This window comes from Rudaea sp. (assembly GCF_047601565.1).
Classification (GTDB): Bacteria; Pseudomonadota; Gammaproteobacteria; order Xanthomonadales; family Rhodanobacteraceae; genus Rudaea.
Window position 1 is genome coordinate 3,764,169 of the sequence record NZ_JASGIY010000001.1, and the last position, 17,597, is coordinate 3,781,765.

Genomic DNA, 17,597 nt, shown 5'->3' on the forward strand with positions numbered 1-17,597 from the left:
GATGCGTGATGCGCGAAGTGTCCGTAGAATATCGTTTTTGCGCAGGCTAAGCCATGAACACAGACACCGCGCCAGCGCGCATCGGCATCGTCATGGGCTCGCGCTCGGACTGGGAGACCATGAGCCATGCGGCCGGGACGCTCGACCAGCTCGGTATCGCGCACGAGGTGCGCGTGGTCTCCGCGCACCGCACACCCGACCTGCTGTTCGGCTACGCCGTCGATGCCGCCGCGCGCGGGCTCAAGGCGATCATCGCCGGCGCGGGCGGCGCGGCGCACCTGCCGGGCATGCTCGCGGCGAAGACCGCGCTGCCCGTGCTCGGCGTGCCGGTGTCCTCGCATGCGCTCAACGGCATCGATTCGCTGCTGTCGATCGTGCAGATGCCGGCCGGCGTGCCGGTGGCGACGTTCGCGATCGGCAAGGCCGGCGCGACCAACGCGGCGCTGTTCGCCGCGAGCCTGCTCGCGCTCGAAGACGAATCCGTCGCGAGGGCATTGAACGCATTCCGCACGGCGCAGACGGAAAGCGTGCTCGCCCAGCCCGATCCGCGCGCATGAAAACCGTTGGCATCCTGGGCGGCGGCCAGCTCGCCCGCATGATCGCGCTCGCCGGCGCGCCGCTCGGTGTGCGCTTTCTCGTCGTCGACAACGTCGCCGATGCCTGCGCGGGCCAGGTCGCACCACAGGTCACCGCCGACTGGCGCGATTTCGCCGCGCTGGAGGACTTCGCCCGGCGCATCGACGTGGCCACGTTCGATTTCGAGAACGTGCCGGCCGACACGGCGCGCTGGCTCGCGGAACGAGTCGCCGTGTTCCCCAACCCGCGCGCGCTGGCGACGACCCAGGACCGGCTCGTCGAGAAGACCCTGTTCCGCGAACTCGGCCTCGACACGCCCGCATTCGCCGCGGTCGACAGCCGCGCCGATCTCGAACGCGCGCTCGTCGCGATCGGCACTCCTGCGGTGCTCAAGATGCGCCGGCTCGGCTACGACGGCAAGGGCCAGTTCCGCATCAAGTCGCCAGCCGACGTCGACGCGGCTTGGGCCGCGCTCGGCGGCGCCGAACTGATCCTCGAAGCATGGGTCGCGTTCGAACGCGAAGTGTCGCTCGTCGCCGGGCGCGGGCGCGACGGAGCATTCTCCACTTATCCGCTCGTGCAGAACTGGCACGAGGACGGCGTCCTCTCGGCCACGCTGGCGCCCGCACCGAGCGCGGAGGCGCTGATGGAACCGGCCGCGCGCCATGCGCGTGCGATCGCCGAGCATCTCGACTACGTCGGCACGTTCGCGCTGGAACTGTTCGTCAAGGACGGCAAGCTGCTCGGCAACGAGATGGCGCCGCGCGTGCACAACTCCGGGCACTGGACGATCGAAGGCGCGCCGTGCAGCCAGTTCGAGAACCATGTGCGCGCCGTGCTCGGGCTGCCGCTCGGCGACACCGCGGCGCTCGGCACGACGGTCATGCTCAACTTCATCGGCGAATTGCCCGATGCATTGCCGGTTCTCGCCGAGCCGCGCGCACACTGGCACGACTACGGCAAGTCGCCGCGCACGGGGCGCAAGGTCGGCCATGCGACGTTGTGCGCCAACACGAACGGCGAAATGCGCGAGCGCCTCGCGCGCGTCGCGCACGCGCTCGGGCGGGAGGCGCAGGCCGCGCCGGTGCTTGCCGCGCTTTAGGGCACGCATCGTCGCCCCGATAGCCGCTCAATGCAGATTCGGGTGCATCGGAAAGCACAGTCGGTGCCTGCGGAAGTCGAGCACGTAGTCCATGTCCTTGAGCGCGCCGGCGCCGAGCGCGATGTCGAACGGAAACGTCGATTCGGTGTAGACGATGAAGTAGACGTTGAAGCGCTGGCGATCGATCTGCATCTTCACCTTCGCCGCTTCCGCGCTGGCGAACGGATGGTAGCCGCCGATGTCGTTCATGGCGAGTTGGCCGCTGCGCAGTCGCGTCACTTCATCGAGCGCGGCCTTGGTGCCGATCAGAAACATCGAGGTGCCCGTGTCGAGCATGACGCGGTGCGGCTGGTCGTTGACGAGGAACTCGGGAATGAGGCGCAACCGATGCCCCGCCAGGTCGGTGCCGGCCTGCATGTCGCGCTCGCAGGCCGGCGCGTCGGTGTCGTTCGCATCGATCGTCAGCGATTTTCCGGTCATGCGCAGGACGCCGAGCGGCGCGAGCAGGTTGATGCCGATGAGCGCGTTGTGGCGCGGCACGATGTTCACCGGCACGTTGCGCAGCGTGATCGGACCGATTTGCAGCGCGTCGAGCACGCCGCGTCGGATCTCGACGCCGTGACTCAGCCAGCCGCGGACATGGCCGCGCTCGTCGAGCGGTTCGACGCCGAGGTCGCGCGCCTTGCCTTCGTCGAGGACCATGTCGGTCGCGCCGGTGTCGAGCAGTACATCGACATCGCGGCCGTTGGCGCGGGCGGCGAGGATCGGTCGTAGCGAATCGCGGTCGTTCGCGTCGCGTCTGAACGCGAACGTCACGTTCGCCGAGGGCCCGTCGATCGAGAATTGGGCAACGCCCGCCTGACGGGCGAGAAGCTTCTGCATATCGTCGAGGCGTTTGTCGAGCTCGGGCGCGCGGCCGCGATAACGGCGCACGAGGTCGGCTTCGGCCTCGTGCGCCGTCTGCCACTTGCCGGCGAGGCGAAGATTGCCGGCCCGGAACCGGCCACAAAGCAAGGCGATGTCGGGTCGGCTCCGGAGCAGGTTGTCTTCGCAGACTGTCGCGTCCTTGCTCGCGGCGTCGAGATTGAAGCGCGTGCGTTCGATCGCCATTGCGGCGAGCACGTGGACGATCGAATCCTTCGATGCGTACAGATCGAACAGCACGGACGAGTCCGCCTCGCCCATCGCCTTGAAGATTTTGTCCAGGTTCTCGCTTTCGACGGATCTCGCAGCGGCCTCCGTTCCGGCGGCTGGCGGCGGTTCGTTCGCGTTCGCCGTGCATGCGGCGGCGAGCAGCAGGACGAGCCGGCCGGGAAAAGCGTGCATGAACTTCGGGCCACGCATTTTCAAGCCGCGCCGTCGCAAGGACGCGTTTCATCGCGCCCTTGCGTTGCGTCCGCGCAAGTCAGGAGAAATTGGCTGCCGCGAATTCCCAGTTGACGAGGTTCCAGAACGCCTCGACGTACTTCGGCCGCGCGTTGCGGTAGTCGATGTAGTAGGCGTGCTCCCATACGTCGCAGGTCAGCAGCGGACGGTCGCTGCCGGTGATCGGCGTCGCCGCGTTGCTGGTCGAGACGAGGCCGAGGCTGCCGTCGGCGCGCTGCACGAGCCATGCCCAGCCGGAGCCGAACGTGCCGACCGCGGTCTTGGTGAACTCTTCCCTGAACTGATTGGCGCTGCCGAACGTCTTCACGATCGCATCGGCGAGCTTGCCGGACGGATCGCCACCGCCCTTGGGCGAGAGCGAGTTCCAGTAGAAAGTATGATTCCAGATTTGCGCCGCGTTGTTGAACACGGGCCCTTGCGAATTCTTGACGATCGTTTCGAGATCGGAATTCTCGAACTGGGTACCCTTGATCAGATTGTTGAGGTTGGTCACGTAGGCCTGGTGGTGTTTGCCGTAGTGATAGTCCAGCGTTTCGGCCGAGATGTGCGGTGCGAGCGCGTCGCGCGCGTAGGGAAGAGCGGGAAGTTCGATGGCCATGACGTTTCCTCTGGCAGTGGGCTTAAGGGGGCGATGAGTATAGAGGGCCCGGGGGCGATGGGCGAGCGGCACGCAAAAGGCCGCATGCCCGCTGCGCGCTGCTACAATTGCGCATCGCGGCCCGTACGGCCGCCTCATATCGACGTGACCGCAATGAATATCGAAGAACGCATCCGCAAGACCGTGCAGGACAATCCGATCGTGCTTTTCATGAAGGGCACGCCGCAATTTCCGATGTGCGGGTTCTCGCAGCGCGCGGTGCAGGCGCTGAAGTCGTGCGGCGCGCAGTTCGCTTCGGTCAACGTACTCGAAGACCCGGACATCCGCGCGAACCTGCCGCGCTACTCGAACTGGCCGACGTTTCCGCAGCTCTTCATCAACGGCGAACTGATCGGCGGTTGCGACATCACGCTCGAACTGCAGGAAAGCGGCGAGCTGGCGCGCATGGTCAAGGATGCGCAGAAAGCGCCTGCATGACGATCGAGTTGCGCGACACCGCGCGCCTGCCTGCGGACTGGAAGGCGAAACCCGATTGCCTGCGCGACCGCGTCGCCCTGATCGTCGGCGCGGCCGGCGCTCTCGGCAGCGCGAGCGCGAAAGCCGCCGCGCAGGCCGGCGCAAAAGTGATCCTGCTCGGGCGCAAAGTGCGGCCGCTGGAAAAACTCTACGACGAGATCGAAGCTGCGCATCCGGGCGCGGCATCGATCTATCCGCTCGACCTCGCCGGCGCGTCGCCGAAGGACTACGGCGACCTCGCCGCGACGATCGAGCGCGAATTCGGCCGGCTCGACGGCATCGTCTTCGCCGCCGCCCACTTCGAGGGATTGCAACCCATGCTCGACGCCACGCCCGAAGCGTGGCTGAAGACCCTGCACGTCAATCTCAATGCGCCATTCCTGATCGTGCAAGCGTGCGCCGAAGCGCTGTTGCGCGCGCCGGCGGACGATGCGAATGCGAGCGTCGTCTTCGTGCTCGACGACCCCGCGCGTGTCGGCAAGGCGTTCTGGGGCGCCTACGGCGTGGCCAAGCACGCCTTGCTCGGTCTGGCCTCGATCCTGCATCAGGAATGGGACTCGACACGAGCGCGCGTGCACACACTGCTGCCGGCGCCGATGCGCAGCGCGCTGCGGCGCACGGCCTATTTCGGCGAGAATACGATGGAACTGCCGACGGCGGACGGCGCCGCGCAGGCGGTCGTCTATCTGCTCGGCGACGAGGGAGCCGCGGTGCGGGACAAGGCTCTCGATTTGCGCTGATGTTTTTTGCTCGTCATTCCCGCATGCTCTTGGCGGGAATCCAGCGACTTTCATTCTTCATCTTGATCCTGCAAAAGCAAAGGCACTGGATTCCCGCTTTCGCGGGAATGACAGGCAAGAGGAACTTCATGGGCACCAGCATCACCACGCTATCGGCCGGGATCATGCTGTTCCTGATTCTCGATCCGCTCGGCAACATTCCGATCTTCCTGAGCCTGCTCAAGAACGTGGCGCCGCAGCGGCGCCGCTACGTCTTGATACGCGAACTCATCATCGCGCTGGCGACGCTGTTCGTCATCCTGTTCTGTGGCAGTACCGTTCTGCGGTTGATGCAACTGCGCATCGAGTCGGTCAGCATCGCCGGCGGCATCGTGCTGTTCCTGATCGGTGTCAAGATGGTGTTCCCGCGCGAGGGCGGCGTGTTCGGCGACAACGGCGGCGGCGAGCCGTTCATCGTGCCGATGGCGATTCCGGGCGTGGCCGGCCCCTCGGCGATGGCCGCGCTGATGCTGATGGCCAATTCGCAGCCGGGCCGCACCGCGGACTGGAGCATTGCGCTGTTCTGCGCTTGGCTCGCCACCGCGCTGATCCTGCTCGCCTCGACCTGGCTGTTCCGCCTGCTCGGCCAGAGCGTGCTCGGCGCGATTGAACGCCTCGTCGGCATGCTGCTCGTCGCCCTGTCGGTACAGATGTTCCTCGACGGCATCACGGCCTACATGAAGCTGTCCTGATCTTGCTTCCCCCACCCGATGGGAGAAAAGAGGCAGGTGATTCGCCGGTTTGCGACGCCGCACCACTACCGTCGGAGATGCGCTTCCTTGATTTCACGCTCGATCCGCTCTTCGGTCGCCGAGGCGACAAGCCATTCCGTCTCCACATGCTGCACTTGCACGAAAGTAAGCATGCCTGCTACCTGAAAGCAAAGCAACCAGTCATCCGAGTCACTAGCGCGCCGCAGCAATTCAGCTTTGTAAACATATAACCTGGGGCTGGCAAACGAGATAAAACTGTCATAAAGTGCGGTTAAGCTCGTGTTAACCCGTTCTGCGCGCGTCGCGAACGGAGTGCGACAGCATCGGGCCGGCCGAGGGTCGGTGCGACCGGGCAGGATCCATGGGGTATCAGACCGTTTATGCCGTGCGCCAGCGCACGGTGTGGCGATTTTTGGTTGAGAGCAGAGTCAACCCGTTCGGGAGAAATGAAGATGAATAATCCGTTGAGAGTCAAACTGTTGGCGGGCGTGATCGCATCGATCCTCGCGGTTTCCATGCCGGTCTACGCGCAGGAAACCAGTTCGGGCCTGGCTGGCCGCGTCGTCGACGCGAAAGGCGCGGCTGTCGCCGCAGCCAAGGTGAAGATCGTGCATGTGCCCTCGGGTACCACGTCGTACACTACGACCGATGCGAACGGCCGCTATAACGCGAAGGGCCTGCGCGTCGGCGGTCCCTACCACATCGAAGCGCAGGGCGAGGGCATCAAGGAGATCGATGCCGACAACGTGTATCTTGAACTCGGTCAGATCGGTACGGCCAACCTCGCCGAGGTCGCTGCGACGACGCAGCTCGAGGGTGTAGTCGTCTCCGCGACCGCCTTGACCTCGACCTTCAACGCGGACAACAAGGGCCTGGGCACCAACCTCAGCGGCCGCGCGCTGGAAACCGCCGTCAGCGGCAACCGCTCACTGGACGACATCGCCCGCCTCGACCCGCGCATCACCGTCACCGACCAGAACGACGGTTCGATCTCGTTGGCTGGCCAAAACAACCGCTACAACAACATCAGCGTCGACGGCCTGTCGGTAACCGACCCGTTCGGCCTGAACTCGAACGGGCTGGGCTTCACCGGTTCGCCGATCTCGCCCGAAACGATCGCCGCCTACGAAATCAAGGCCACCGATTTCGACGCCGGCTTCGACTCCGTCGGCGCCAACATCAACGCCGTCACCAAATCGGGCACCAATGAGTTCCACGGTTCGGTGTATGGCGCGTATACCGACGGCAGCAGCATGGTCGGCGAAAGCCGCGCCGGCGCCGACTACACCGGTTTCGACACAAACAAGACCTACGGCTTCACCCTGGGCGGCCCCATCATCAAGGACAAGCTGTTCTTCTTTGTCGGATACGAAGACCAGAAAGTCACCGGCATCCAGGGCGTCGGCACCGACGCCGTCAGCAGCGGCGGCCTCACCACGGCGGAGGTTGATGCGGTCGCAGCGGCGTTCAAGTCCATCGGCATCGACCCGGGTACTTACGGCAGCAGCGGCTCCGGCCTGACCCAGGAAGACAAACGCTCGCTCGCCAAGCTTGACTGGAACATCAGCGACAGCCAGCGCGCGACCTTCACCTACCAGCGCACCGAGGAGAGCAAGCCCACGCCGTACAGCTCGTACGTGAAGAGCACCAGCGTCATCATGTCGAGCAACTTCTACACCGTCTCGAGCAAGACCGACAACTACTCCTTCCAGTTGTTCAGCGACTGGACCGACAATTTCAGCACCGAGCTCAAGCTCGGCTACCAGAAGTTCAACAACACCAATGGCGCCGCCAAGAACCAACCCGAGGTGTACGCCTGCTTTACTGCCACTGCATCTGAGTGCCCCAACTATCCTGGCAGCATCCCCAGCAGCGTAGACTGGGTCATCGCGGGCGAGGACCGTTACCGCCACGAGAACGCGATCAGCAGCAAACGCATCAACGGCACACTGGACGGCACCTGGCACGTGGGCGACCACGTCGTCAAGGTAGGTTTCGACTACCTGAGCAACAAGACGGCCGACATTTTCGGCTCGTTGCTGCACGGTTCCTACGGTTTCTACGACAAGAACGGCAATGGCACGCCCGCAGACGAGATCGCCGCCGGGGACTATGGCACTTACGTCGTGAACATCCTGCCGGACGGCGTCACCCTGGCCGAGAGCGCCGGCACCTGGAAGTACACCCAGATCAGCCCGTTCCTGCAGGATACCTGGCAGATCGCCGACCGGCTGTCGATCGTCTACGGCGTGCGCATCGACATGCCGAAGGCCGACCATGCGCCGCCGGCGGCGATCGACCCGGCCACCGGCGTGAGCTACTGGCAGGAGCGTTTCGGCTACGCGCCCAACACCAAACTCGGCTCGAACAACAACGTCATCGAGCCGCGTTTCGCCTTCAACTACACCTTCGACACCGAACTCAAGATGCAATTGCATGGTGGCGTGGGCCTGTTCCAGAGCACGCCGCCCACGGTGTGGCTGTCCGATCCGTACATCAACAACGGCGTGGTCGGGTCGAAAGGATATTCGAGCACCGATCCGACCGTCGCTCCGTTCAGTGCCGATCCGTACAACCAGCCGGGTCCTGCGTCCGTCGTTTCCGGCGTGTGCACCGCCACCGCCAACTGCCAGATCGACACGATAGACCCGAATTTCAAGCTGCCGACGGCCGTGAAGTTCAACTTGGCCTTCGACTCCGAACTGCCGTGGTGGGGCCTGGTCGGCTCGGCCGAGTACATGTTCATCAAGGCCCACAACGCCATCGCCTACCTCGCGCCGAACATCGGCACGCCGAACGGCACCTTGCCGGACGGGCGCGAATCGTACTGGAAGACGGCGGGCACCTCCGGCACCGGCACCAACTACGGCTCCTACTCCGAGATATATCTCCGTTCCACCGAGCTGACCAATACCAGCCAGGGCATGAGCAGTTCGCTGACTTTGTCGCTGAGCAAACCTTGGGAAAATGGCTTCAGCGGCACCATCAGCGCCACCTTCACCCATGCCACCGACGTCAATCCGGGCACCAGTGCACAGGCATGGTCGAACTTCAACTACAACGCGCGCGTCAACCCCAACGATATCGTTACGGCGAATTCGCGTTTCAACATCCCGTTCTCGTTCAAGGCAGCGTTGAACTGGGACCATGCCTTCTTCGGCAACAACAGGACCACGGTGTCCGTGTTCTACAACGGCCACAGCGGTCTGCCCTACAGCTGGATCTTCGGCAGCGACGTGAACGGCGACAGCCTGGCGAGCGATGACCTGGTCTACATTCCGCTGAAAAACGACCCGCGCGTGAGCTACGGCACGGCCACACAGGCGCAGATCGACGCCTTCAACGCCTTCATCGACAATGACCCGTACCTGAGCAAGCACCGCGGTCAGATCGCCGGGCGCAATGCTTCGAACGCGCCGTGGGTGAACGAGCTCGATCTGGGCGTCCAACAGGAATTGCCGGGTTTCTTCGGCAAGGACAAGTTCATCGCGCGCCTGGACATCTACAACTTCCTGAACCTGCTCAACAAGAAGTGGGGCGATGTCGACAACATGGGCTTCTACGGCACGCGTTATCTCGTCTCCTCCGCGACCGTCGCCAACGGACAATACGTCTACAATCTGAGCAAGGCCCCGCAGGGCTACACCTTGTACGACAGCTACACCAACCCGTCGCGCGTGGTTTCCCGCTGGCAGGCCCTGGTCACCCTGAAGTACACGTTCTGAGCGCTCGTTTCCAACGCGGGATAAGTGTGGGGAATCCAACCGGCGTCCGCAAGGGCGCCGGTTTTCTTGTCGGGAAGGCGTACGCCGATCGAAGGTGCGAACGTGATCATGAATCGCCTCATCCTCGGAGGCGGTTTGGCCGTGCTCGAAGCCGCTCCGCTCGCGTATCGCAAGGCCGACGCCGCAGAATCCGTTCCTGTGCGAATCGATGGTCGATTTGGGCAGCGCCGGCTACGTTGTCTTGTTCGAGATAGGCGACGCGCGGAACGTGGGCGTTCCTGCAGTTCGCCATCAACGCGAAGATGACTATCATTAACCGTTCATGCGGCAAGAATTCCGGGTGACAAAGCAATGAACGATGTGAAAGAGAGCGCTCCTGCCCGCAATACGGTCAACGCGCGCATTGCCCCGGCGGCGGGCATGGATGTACTCTCGCGCGACGAAGTCACGCGACTGCGCGACGCGAGCCAGGGCGGTTTGCACACGCTGCTGCAGCGCTGTGCGCTCGCCGTGCTCGTGTCGGGCGAATCGACCAACGACGATCCGCGCAGCATCTTCGAGCGCTACCCCGATTTCGACATCCAGGTGCTGCAGCAGGATCGCGGCGTCAAGCTCGAACTCAAGAACGCGCCGGCGCGCGCTTTCGTCGAGGGCAGGATCATCCGCGGCATCAACGAACTGCTGTTCGCGGTCGTACGCGACATCGCCTACGTGGCGACGCAGATGGACGCGGGCCGGTTCCGCCTCGACGATTCGCACGGCATCACGCATGCGGTGTTCGAGATCCTGCGCAATGCGCGCGTGCTGAAGCCGAACATCGACCCTAATCTCGTCGTCTGCTGGGGCGGCCATTCGATCAACCGCGCCGAGTACAAGTACACGAAGATGGTCGGCTACGACCTCGGCCTGCGCAGCCTCGACATCTGCACGGGCTGCGGACCGGGCGCGATGAAAGGCCCGATGAAGGGCGCGACGATCGCGCACGACAAGCAGCGCCTGCGCAGCAAGCGCTACATCGGCATCACCGAACCGGGCATCATCGCGGCGGAATCGCCGAATCCGATCGTCAACCAGCTCGTCATCATGCCGGACATCGAGAAACGCCTCGAGGCGTTCGTGCGCATCGGCCACGGCATCATCGTATTTCCGGGCGGCGTCGGCACCGCCGAGGAAATCCTCTATCTTCTCGGCATACTTCTGCACCCGCAGAACGCCAACGTGCCCTTCCCGCTCGTGTTCGCGGGGCCGAAGGAATCGGCAGCGTATTTCGAGCAGATCGACGCGTTCCTGAGACTTGCGCTCGGCGACCGCGTCGCGCAGCGCTACCGCATCGTCATCGACAATCCGCTCGAGACCGCGAAACAAGTCGCGCGAGGTATCGAGAAAGTGCGCGAGTTCCGCATCGAGACGCAGGACGCGTTCTTCTTCAACTGGGGCTTGCATATCGAACTGCCGTTCCAGCAGCCGTTCCGGCCGACGCACGAGAACATGGCCGCGCTGAACCTGCAACGCGACCAGCCCAAGCACCTGCTTGCCGCCGACCTGCGCCGCGCGTTCTCCGGCATCGTCGCCGGCAACGTCAAGGAAGAGGGCATGCGCGCGATCACCGAGCGCGGTCCATTCGAGATCGACGGCGATCCCGAGATCATGCGCGCGCTCGACCATATGCTCGCGAGCTTCGTCGAGCAGCAGCGCATGAAACTGCCGGGCGCAGCCTACGTGCCGTGCTACCGCATCAAGACCTGAGCGACGGTTCTTGCCGTCGCGTGCGTAGGGCTCCCGGCTCTTTCCGGCGATAGCAGAAGGGAAGCAAAAGCACGGAACCATTGCACCCGCAACCTGTCAGAGTCTCGACGCATCCTGGATCAGGCTCGTGACCAAACCCAACCAAGTACTCGTCTGGATGGCGGGTTTCCTCGTTGCCGTCGCCATGCTGGCCGGCGCGCTTGCGCCGAAACTGCTCGCGAATTTCCAGGCGAATCCGTTCTTCAATGGCGTGATCCTGGTCGTGCTCCTGTTCGGCATCGCGTGGAACCTGCGCCAGGTGTTGCAACTCTCGCGCGAAGTCGAGTGGATCGAAACATTCAAGAGGTCGGACCCGAGCCGTCCGCTTGCGCCGCCGAAGCTGCTCGCGCCGATGGCGCGCATGCTGTCGGGGCGCGAGCGCTCGAAGTTCTCGCTGTCGGCGACGAGCCTGCGCTCGCTGCTCGATTCGATCTACCTGCGCCTGGAGGAATCGCGCGACCTGTCGCGCTATCTCGTCGGCCTCGCGATCTTCCTTGGCCTGCTCGGCACGTTCTGGGGTCTGCTCGTGACGATCCGCTCGGTCGCGGAAATCATCGGTTCGCTCGGCGTCGGTACCGATCCGGTGGCGATGTTCACCGATCTCAAGGAGCACTTGAAGGAACCGCTGTCCGGCATGTCGACGAGCTTCTCGACCTCGCTGTTCGGCCTCGCCTCCTCGCTCGTGCTCGGTTTTCTCGATCTGCAGGCAGGACATGCGCAGAACCGCTTCTACAACGAACTCGAGGAATGGCTGTCGGGACAGACGCGGCTGTCGTCCGGCGCGCTGCAGGGCGACGGCGAGGCGAACGTGCCGGCCTACGTGCAGGCGCTGCTCGAACAGACCGCCGACGGTCTCGAGCGCATGCAGCGCGCACTGGTCGAGTCGGAACGCGAACGCCGCAATTCCTCCGAGCAGCTCGGCGAGCTCAACGCCCAACTCGCGCGCCTGACCGACCTCCTCGGCCGCGAGTCGCGCGAAATGCGCGGCATGAGCGAAACCCAGGAAGAACTCAAGAACGTGCTCAAGACGCTCGCCGCGGCGCCAGGCAACAGCACGCGCCTGACCGACGACCTGCGCAGCGAATTCCGCCTGCTCTCGCGCACGATCGCCGCCGCGGTCGACGGCAAGCGCAACGGGACCTGAGCGATGAATTCGCTCGCGCGCCGCCGCCGCGGCCTCGACATCTGGCCGGGATTCGTCGATGCGCTGACGAGCCTGATCCTCGTCATGATCTTCGTCCTGCTGCTGTTCGCGGTCGGCCAGTTCGTGCTGTCGCAGACGCTCGCCGGCAAGAACAAGGCGCTGGCCGACCTCAACGCGCAGATCGCCCAGCTCGCGCAAACGCTGTCGCTGGCCCAGGACGCGAAGGCCAAACTCGATGCGAAGGTCGACGAGTTGTCCGCCTCGCTCGGCACCTCGAACGCGGCGCTCGATGCGAAGAATGCCGAAGCGGCCAAACTTGCCGCCGACATCGCCGCGCTCACCGAATTGAAGACCCAGCTCGAACAGCAGGTCGCGCAGATGGCCGCGCAACTCGATGCGTCGAAAAAGGACCTCGTCGCCGCGACCGACCTCAACGCCAAATCCGCCGCCCAGGTTGAATTGCTCAACCGCCAGCTCGCCGCGGTGCAGGAACAGTTGAAACAGATCACCGCCGCGCTCGAGATCGCGAACAAGAACGTCAAGGACAAGGACGTGAAGATCGCCGAACTCGGCAAGGAGTTGAACATCGCGCTGGCCAACAAGGTCAACCAGCTCGAGAAATACCGCTCGGAATTCTTCGGCAAGCTGCGCGAGGCGCTCGGTAATCGCGCCGACGTGCAGGTCGTCGGCGACCGCTTCGTGGTGCCGACCGACATCCTGTTCGACACGGGTTCGGCCGAACTCTCGCCCGAGGCACAGTCGTCGATGGCCAAGCTCGCGAAGACGCTCAACGAGGTCGCCGCCGAAATCCCGTCGAGCCTCGACTGGGTGCTGCGCATCGACGGCCACACCGACAAGCGCCCGATCCACACCGACCAGTTTCCCTCGAACTGGGAACTGTCGACCGCGCGCGCGACCGCGATCGTCAAGCAGCTCGCCGTGCAGGGCATCCAGCCGCGCCACCTGTCGGCGAACGGCTTCGGCCAGTTCCAGCCGCTCGATCCGAGGGACAGCGAGGACGCCTACGCGAAGAACCGGCGCATCGAGATCCAGCTGACCAATCGTTGACGGCGACGCGCGCTCAGAGGCGTCCCGCGAGCGCGTGGAATTTCCAGCGCACTTCGCGCAGCTGCGCCGAATCGCCCCACGCGCCGCGCAGGTCGGCTTCGACGAGGCCGACGGGATCGACGCCGTTCGCCGCGAGGTAGCGTTGCGTCGCCGACCACGAGCGCAGGTAGGCAAGCAACTGGTCGACGTTCCAGCGCATGACCATCGGAAACTCCGGGGCGGCGATCGCCTCGAACGGAAACGGAATCGTGCGATAGCCCGCGTCGATGTGCGCGCGCTCCGGCGGCCAATAGGGACCGGTCAACGCGTCGCCGTAGAGATGCTCGATCACGCGATCGACCGCGGCAGCGACGCTGCACGACGCGTAGCTCCATGCGGCGATCACGCCGCCCGGCTTGAGCACGCGCCGCACTTCGGCGTAAAACGCATCGAAATCGAACCAGTGCAGCGCCTGGGCGATGGTGACGAGGCCGACGCTCGCATCGGCGAGCGACGAACGTTCGCCCGGTTCGACTCGATAGTCGATATTCGCGCGCGGCTCGGCGTCGGCGATCTGGCTCGCGCTCGGATCGGTGGCGACGACGCGGCCGAAGCGCCGCGCGAGCGCGATGCTGGCCTGGCCGTTGCCGCAGCCCGCGTCCCAGGCGAGCTCGCGGTCGGGCACCTGCGCGGCGAGCCAGTCGAACAATGCTTCGGGATAGGTCGGCCGCGCGCTGCGGTACAGGTCGGCGTGGGCGGAGAAATGATCCTTGAATCGAGTCATGGTGCCGTCGTCTCCACTCTGGTTGCGCCCGGCGCGAGACCGGCGAGCGCGACGTTGCCGATGCGCATGCGGACGAGGCGCAGCGTCGGCAGGTCGACCGCCGCGGTCATGCGCCGCACCTGGCGGTTGCGGCCTTCGCGTATGGTCAGTTCGATGAACGCATCGGGCACGCTCTTGCGCAAGCGCACGGGCGGATCGCGCGGCCACAGCCAGTCCGGCATGCCTGCGAGCCGCGTCGCACGCGCGGGCAAGGTCGGGCCGTCGTTCAAAAGTACACTTTTCCGCAATTGCGACAATTGCACGTCGGACGGCTCACCCTCGACCTGGACGAGATAGGTCTTCTCGACCTTGAACTTCGGATCGGTCAGGCGCTGCGCCAGCTTGCCGTCGTCGGTCAGCAGCAGCAGTCCTTCGCTGTCGTAGTCGAGGCGGCCGGCCGGATAGACATTCGGCTGGGCGACAAACTCGGCCAGCGTGCGCCGTGGCGGCGAACTTCGATCGGTGAACTGGCAGAGGACGTTGAAGGGTTTATTGAAGGCCAGGAGCATGCTCTTGCTCGTCACCCCGGCGGCTTTCAACAGCCGAAGGGCTGGTCAAGCCGGGGTTCGGTGACTTTCGCAACGAAAATCAAAGACGCTGGATTCCGGCTTTCGCCGGAATGACGGTCAAAAGATCTGCCCGGAAAATCCATTACCGCTTCGGCTTGACGAACTTCAGCGTCATCCGGTCCGACTCGCCGACCGCGAGGTACTTGTCGCGGTCGACGTCCTTGAGCGCGAGCGTCGGCGGCAAGGTCCACACGCCCTTGGGCCAATCCTTGGTGTCCTTCGGATTGGCGTTGATCTCGCTCTGCGCGGCGAGCTTGAAGCCGGCATCGGTGGCGAGCTTGACCACGGCGTCGACCGGCAGGTAGCCCGAGTCCTTGTCCTGCGCGAGCGTCGTACCGGGCTTGGCGCGATGGTCGACGACACCCAGCGTGCCGCCGGGCTTGAGCACGGCGTACATGGCCTTGAACATCGCCTCGGCGTTGCCGTCGTCGGTCCAGTTGTGCACGTTGCGGAAGGTCAGCACGACGTCGGCCGACGCCGGCGCGCCGAACACGGGCGCATTGCCGTCGAACTCGACCACCTCGGCCTTGCCGTAGCGTGTCGCATCGTCCGCGAACTTTTTGCGCAGCCCGCTCTTGTCGCTCGCGTTCTCGCCGGCCGGATTCTTCGGCTTGAAGATCGCCGCGACGTAATGGCCATGATCCTTGAGGTACGGAGCGAGGATTTCCGCATACCAACCGCCGCCCGGCACGAGTTCGACCACGGTCTGGTCAGGCTGTACGCCGAAGAACGCGAGCGTTTCCTTCGGGTGGCGGTACTTGTCGCGCGCCTTGTTCTTGTCCGGGCGCCAGTCGCCGGCGAGGACCGCGTCGATCGACGACGCCTGCGCGAGCGAACCCGGCGTGACCGGCGCCTTCGGCTGATCGGCGAATGCAACAGGATTCGCGGCCAGTGCCGCCGCGAGCGCCAGAGTCAATGTTGCGATATTGCGCATGAAACTGCTCCCTCTCGTTGTGATGGTTCACTACAGACCGGCATTCGATACAAATGATTCCACGCCGACGCGCACCGCTTCCGGATACGGCGGCACGTCGGCGACGAGGCCGTGCGTGATCTGCTCTTGCAGCTCGCGCCACCAGCGTACGCTGAAGATGTCGCCGTGCGCTTCGAGCAGCGCAGCGCGCTGCGCCGCATCGATGCCGAGGAAGCGCGGAAACTGTTCGGGAAACACGTCGAACGGGCCGACGTAGAACGACTCGCCGCGGTCGTCGTCCTCGGGCAATTCGCGGAATCGGCAGTCGCTGACGAAGCACAGCTCGTCGTAGTCGTAGAAAATCGCACGGCCGTTGCCGGTGACGCCGAAGTTCTTGAACAGCAAGTCGCCCGGAAAGATGTTGCTCGCGGCGAGGTCGCGGATCGCCTGGCCGTAGTCGATAACGGCGCGGACCGCGGCTTCCGGCTCGGCCTCGCGCACATAGAGATTCAGCGGACGGATGCGGCGCTCGACGTAGCAGTGCGCGATGACGAGGTCCTCGCCGTCCATCCTCGCCGTTGCGGCGCAACCTGTCAGCAGTTCGTCGAGCAGGGCCGGCGCGAACTGGCGCTTCGGGAAGCGCAGGGACCTGAACTCCTGCGCATCGACCAGGCGCCCGCAGCGGTCGTGACGGAACACGAGCGTGTACTTCTGCATCACCTCTTCGCGCACGCTCTCCTTCGGAAACGCGAACTTGTCGCGGATCAGCTTGAACACGAGCGGATACGAGGGCAGCGTGAACACGGCCATGACCATGCCGCGTTCGCCGTCCGCGTGCACGAACTGCTCGTCGCGATGCGTGGCGAGATGGCGGAAAAAATGACGGTAACGCTCGGTCTTGCCCTGCTTGGCGCGGCCCAGGGCGGTGTAAAGCTCGTCGATCGGCTTGAACGGCAGCAGCGTGCGCAGGAACACGACCGCGTCGCCCACGGTCGGCAGGTCGGCCTGGAAATAGCTGCGCGTAAAACCGAACACCTGGGAGACGTGCGCCCGCTCGGTCAGCACCGCATCGACGCGCAAGCCGCCGTTCTCGTTGACCAGCGCGATCACGAACGGCGCGATGCGATCCACGCCGAACAGGCGGCCGACGAGGTAGGCGCGGCGCTCGCGGTAGAACACGGTGTCGAGCAGCTCGATCGCGCGGATCGGATTCGCATTGACCGCGTCGGTGCCGCCCCATTCGACCAGGCGTTGCGTCAGCGTTTCGGCGATGCGCAGCGCACACAGGCTGCGGTGCGCATAGGGAACCTCGAACGCATAGTCCTCGAGCATGCGCTGGCAGACGCGCGGCAACTGTCCCCACACCGCGTAGCTGTGCCGCTCGACCGGATGGGTGATGCGGTCGGTCGGCTCGATGTCGAGCGCGACGAATTCGATGTTGGCATCGACGCCGGAAGTGCCGAAGAAGCGCCTGGTGAGCGTGTTGTAAAAGGTTTTGTTGAGTTCCTGGTCGAGCAGCGGCGCGATCAGTTCCGCGAACGCATGGCGGATCTCGGCCCACAGCGCGCGGTCGCGCACCCGCTCGCGCAACAGGCGTTCAAGCCGCGTGGTCGTGGCGCGCACGCAGATGTCGTAAAGATCCATGCGCTCGACGTTGTCCATCTGCGCCGAGGCGAAGTCGCGCGCCTCGAAGCGCTGCCTGGCGCGACGCGTGATCGCGCGGAAACGCTCGTTGTAGTCGGCGAAGCCGTTGCGGATATCGACGGCCGCCACCGCGGCCAGCGCCGCGCGCTCGTCGGCCGGTGCGCTCGCTTCGAGGAGGGTGACGTCTTCGGGGCCCATCGCGCCATACCATACCGGAAATCAGCGTCGTTTTACCGCCTTGTCCGCGATGAGTGATCGTCGCGCTGCGCGCGCGACC

The 17,597-nt window shown here is 64.7% G+C and carries 15 protein-coding genes; 9 read left to right on the plus strand and 6 right to left on the minus strand.

Annotated features, from left to right (window positions below):
- Positions 1-53: 53 nt before the first annotated feature.
- Both purE and QM741_RS16705 read left to right on the plus strand, forming a co-directional pair.
- Positions 54-557 carry a 5-(carboxyamino)imidazole ribonucleotide mutase gene (purE, locus tag QM741_RS16700; RefSeq protein ID WP_415208763.1) on the plus strand — a complete coding sequence of 168 codons (504 nt, stop codon included), beginning with the start codon at positions 54-56 and terminating at the stop codon, positions 555-557.
- Complete coding sequence (locus QM741_RS16705; protein WP_415208764.1) at positions 554-1,678, plus strand: 5-(carboxyamino)imidazole ribonucleotide synthase; 1,125 nt, start codon at positions 554-556, stop codon at positions 1,676-1,678. The genes purE and QM741_RS16705 overlap by 4 nt, the downstream gene beginning before the upstream one ends.
- A gap of 27 nt (positions 1,679-1,705) precedes the next feature.
- On the opposite strand, the gene QM741_RS16710 is transcribed toward QM741_RS16705, so the two are convergent.
- Together QM741_RS16710 and QM741_RS16715 are read right to left on the minus strand one after the other, a co-directional pair.
- Positions 1,706-3,004 (minus strand): TIGR02281 family clan AA aspartic protease, encoded by a 1,299-nt coding sequence (locus QM741_RS16710; RefSeq protein WP_415208765.1) that lies wholly within the window; start codon positions 3,002-3,004, stop codon positions 1,706-1,708.
- 79 nt (positions 3,005-3,083) lie between these two features.
- On the minus strand, positions 3,084-3,662 hold the full coding sequence (locus QM741_RS16715; protein WP_415208766.1) for a superoxide dismutase: 579 nt from the start codon (positions 3,660-3,662) through the stop codon (positions 3,084-3,086).
- Between the two features lie 153 nt (positions 3,663-3,815).
- On the opposite strand from QM741_RS16715, the gene grxD reads away from it, so the two are divergent.
- The 7 genes from grxD (at position 3,816) to QM741_RS16750 (ending at position 13,392) form a co-directional block, all read left to right on the plus strand.
- Positions 3,816-4,139: a Grx4 family monothiol glutaredoxin gene (gene grxD / locus QM741_RS16720; protein ID WP_415208767.1), complete on the plus strand. Its 324-nt coding sequence runs from the start codon at positions 3,816-3,818 to the stop codon at positions 4,137-4,139.
- Positions 4,136-4,918: an SDR family NAD(P)-dependent oxidoreductase gene (locus QM741_RS16725; protein WP_415208768.1), complete on the plus strand. Its 783-nt coding sequence runs from the start codon at positions 4,136-4,138 to the stop codon at positions 4,916-4,918. Before grxD ends, QM741_RS16725 begins: the two co-directional genes overlap by 4 nt.
- Before the next feature lie 128 nt (positions 4,919-5,046).
- Positions 5,047-5,649, plus strand: coding sequence for a YhgN family NAAT transporter (locus tag QM741_RS16730; RefSeq protein WP_415208769.1), 603 nt, complete (start codon positions 5,047-5,049; stop codon positions 5,647-5,649).
- Between the two features lie 485 nt (positions 5,650-6,134).
- Positions 6,135-9,395 carry a TonB-dependent receptor gene (locus tag QM741_RS16735; RefSeq protein ID WP_415208770.1) on the plus strand — a complete coding sequence of 1,087 codons (3,261 nt, stop codon included), beginning with the start codon at positions 6,135-6,137 and terminating at the stop codon, positions 9,393-9,395.
- A gap of 351 nt (positions 9,396-9,746) precedes the next feature.
- A complete protein-coding gene (gene ppnN / locus QM741_RS16740) occupies positions 9,747-11,141 on the plus strand; it encodes a nucleotide 5'-monophosphate nucleosidase PpnN (RefSeq protein ID WP_415208771.1) in 1,395 nt (464 codons plus the stop codon).
- Positions 11,142-11,268: 127 nt separating this feature from the next.
- Positions 11,269-12,324 carry a flagellar motor protein MotA gene (locus tag QM741_RS16745; protein ID WP_415208772.1) on the plus strand — a complete coding sequence of 352 codons (1,056 nt, stop codon included), beginning with the start codon at positions 11,269-11,271 and terminating at the stop codon, positions 12,322-12,324.
- Positions 12,325-12,327: 3 nt separating this feature from the next.
- Complete coding sequence (locus QM741_RS16750) at positions 12,328-13,392, plus strand: peptidoglycan -binding protein (RefSeq protein ID WP_415208773.1); 1,065 nt, start codon at positions 12,328-12,330, stop codon at positions 13,390-13,392.
- A gap of 13 nt (positions 13,393-13,405) precedes the next feature.
- Here the strand turns inward: QM741_RS16750 and QM741_RS16755 are convergent, their stop codons facing one another.
- The 4 genes from QM741_RS16755 to aceK form a co-directional block, all read right to left on the minus strand.
- Positions 13,406-14,155, minus strand: coding sequence for a methyltransferase domain-containing protein (locus QM741_RS16755; RefSeq protein ID WP_415208774.1), 750 nt, complete (start codon positions 14,153-14,155; stop codon positions 13,406-13,408).
- Entirely contained in the window at positions 14,152-14,703 is a 552-nt protein-coding gene (locus tag QM741_RS16760) for a pseudouridine synthase (protein WP_415208775.1), read from the minus strand. The genes QM741_RS16755 and QM741_RS16760 overlap by 4 nt, the downstream gene beginning before the upstream one ends.
- 142 nt (positions 14,704-14,845) lie before the next feature.
- The gene (locus QM741_RS16765) at positions 14,846-15,697 is read right to left on the minus strand and encodes a class I SAM-dependent methyltransferase (protein ID WP_415208776.1); all 852 of its coding nucleotides are present in this window, start codon (positions 15,695-15,697) and stop codon (positions 14,846-14,848) included.
- 30 nt (positions 15,698-15,727) lie between these two features.
- Entirely contained in the window at positions 15,728-17,518 is a 1,791-nt protein-coding gene (aceK, locus tag QM741_RS16770) for a bifunctional isocitrate dehydrogenase kinase/phosphatase (RefSeq protein ID WP_415208777.1), read from the minus strand.
- Positions 17,519-17,597 lie beyond the last annotated feature (79 nt).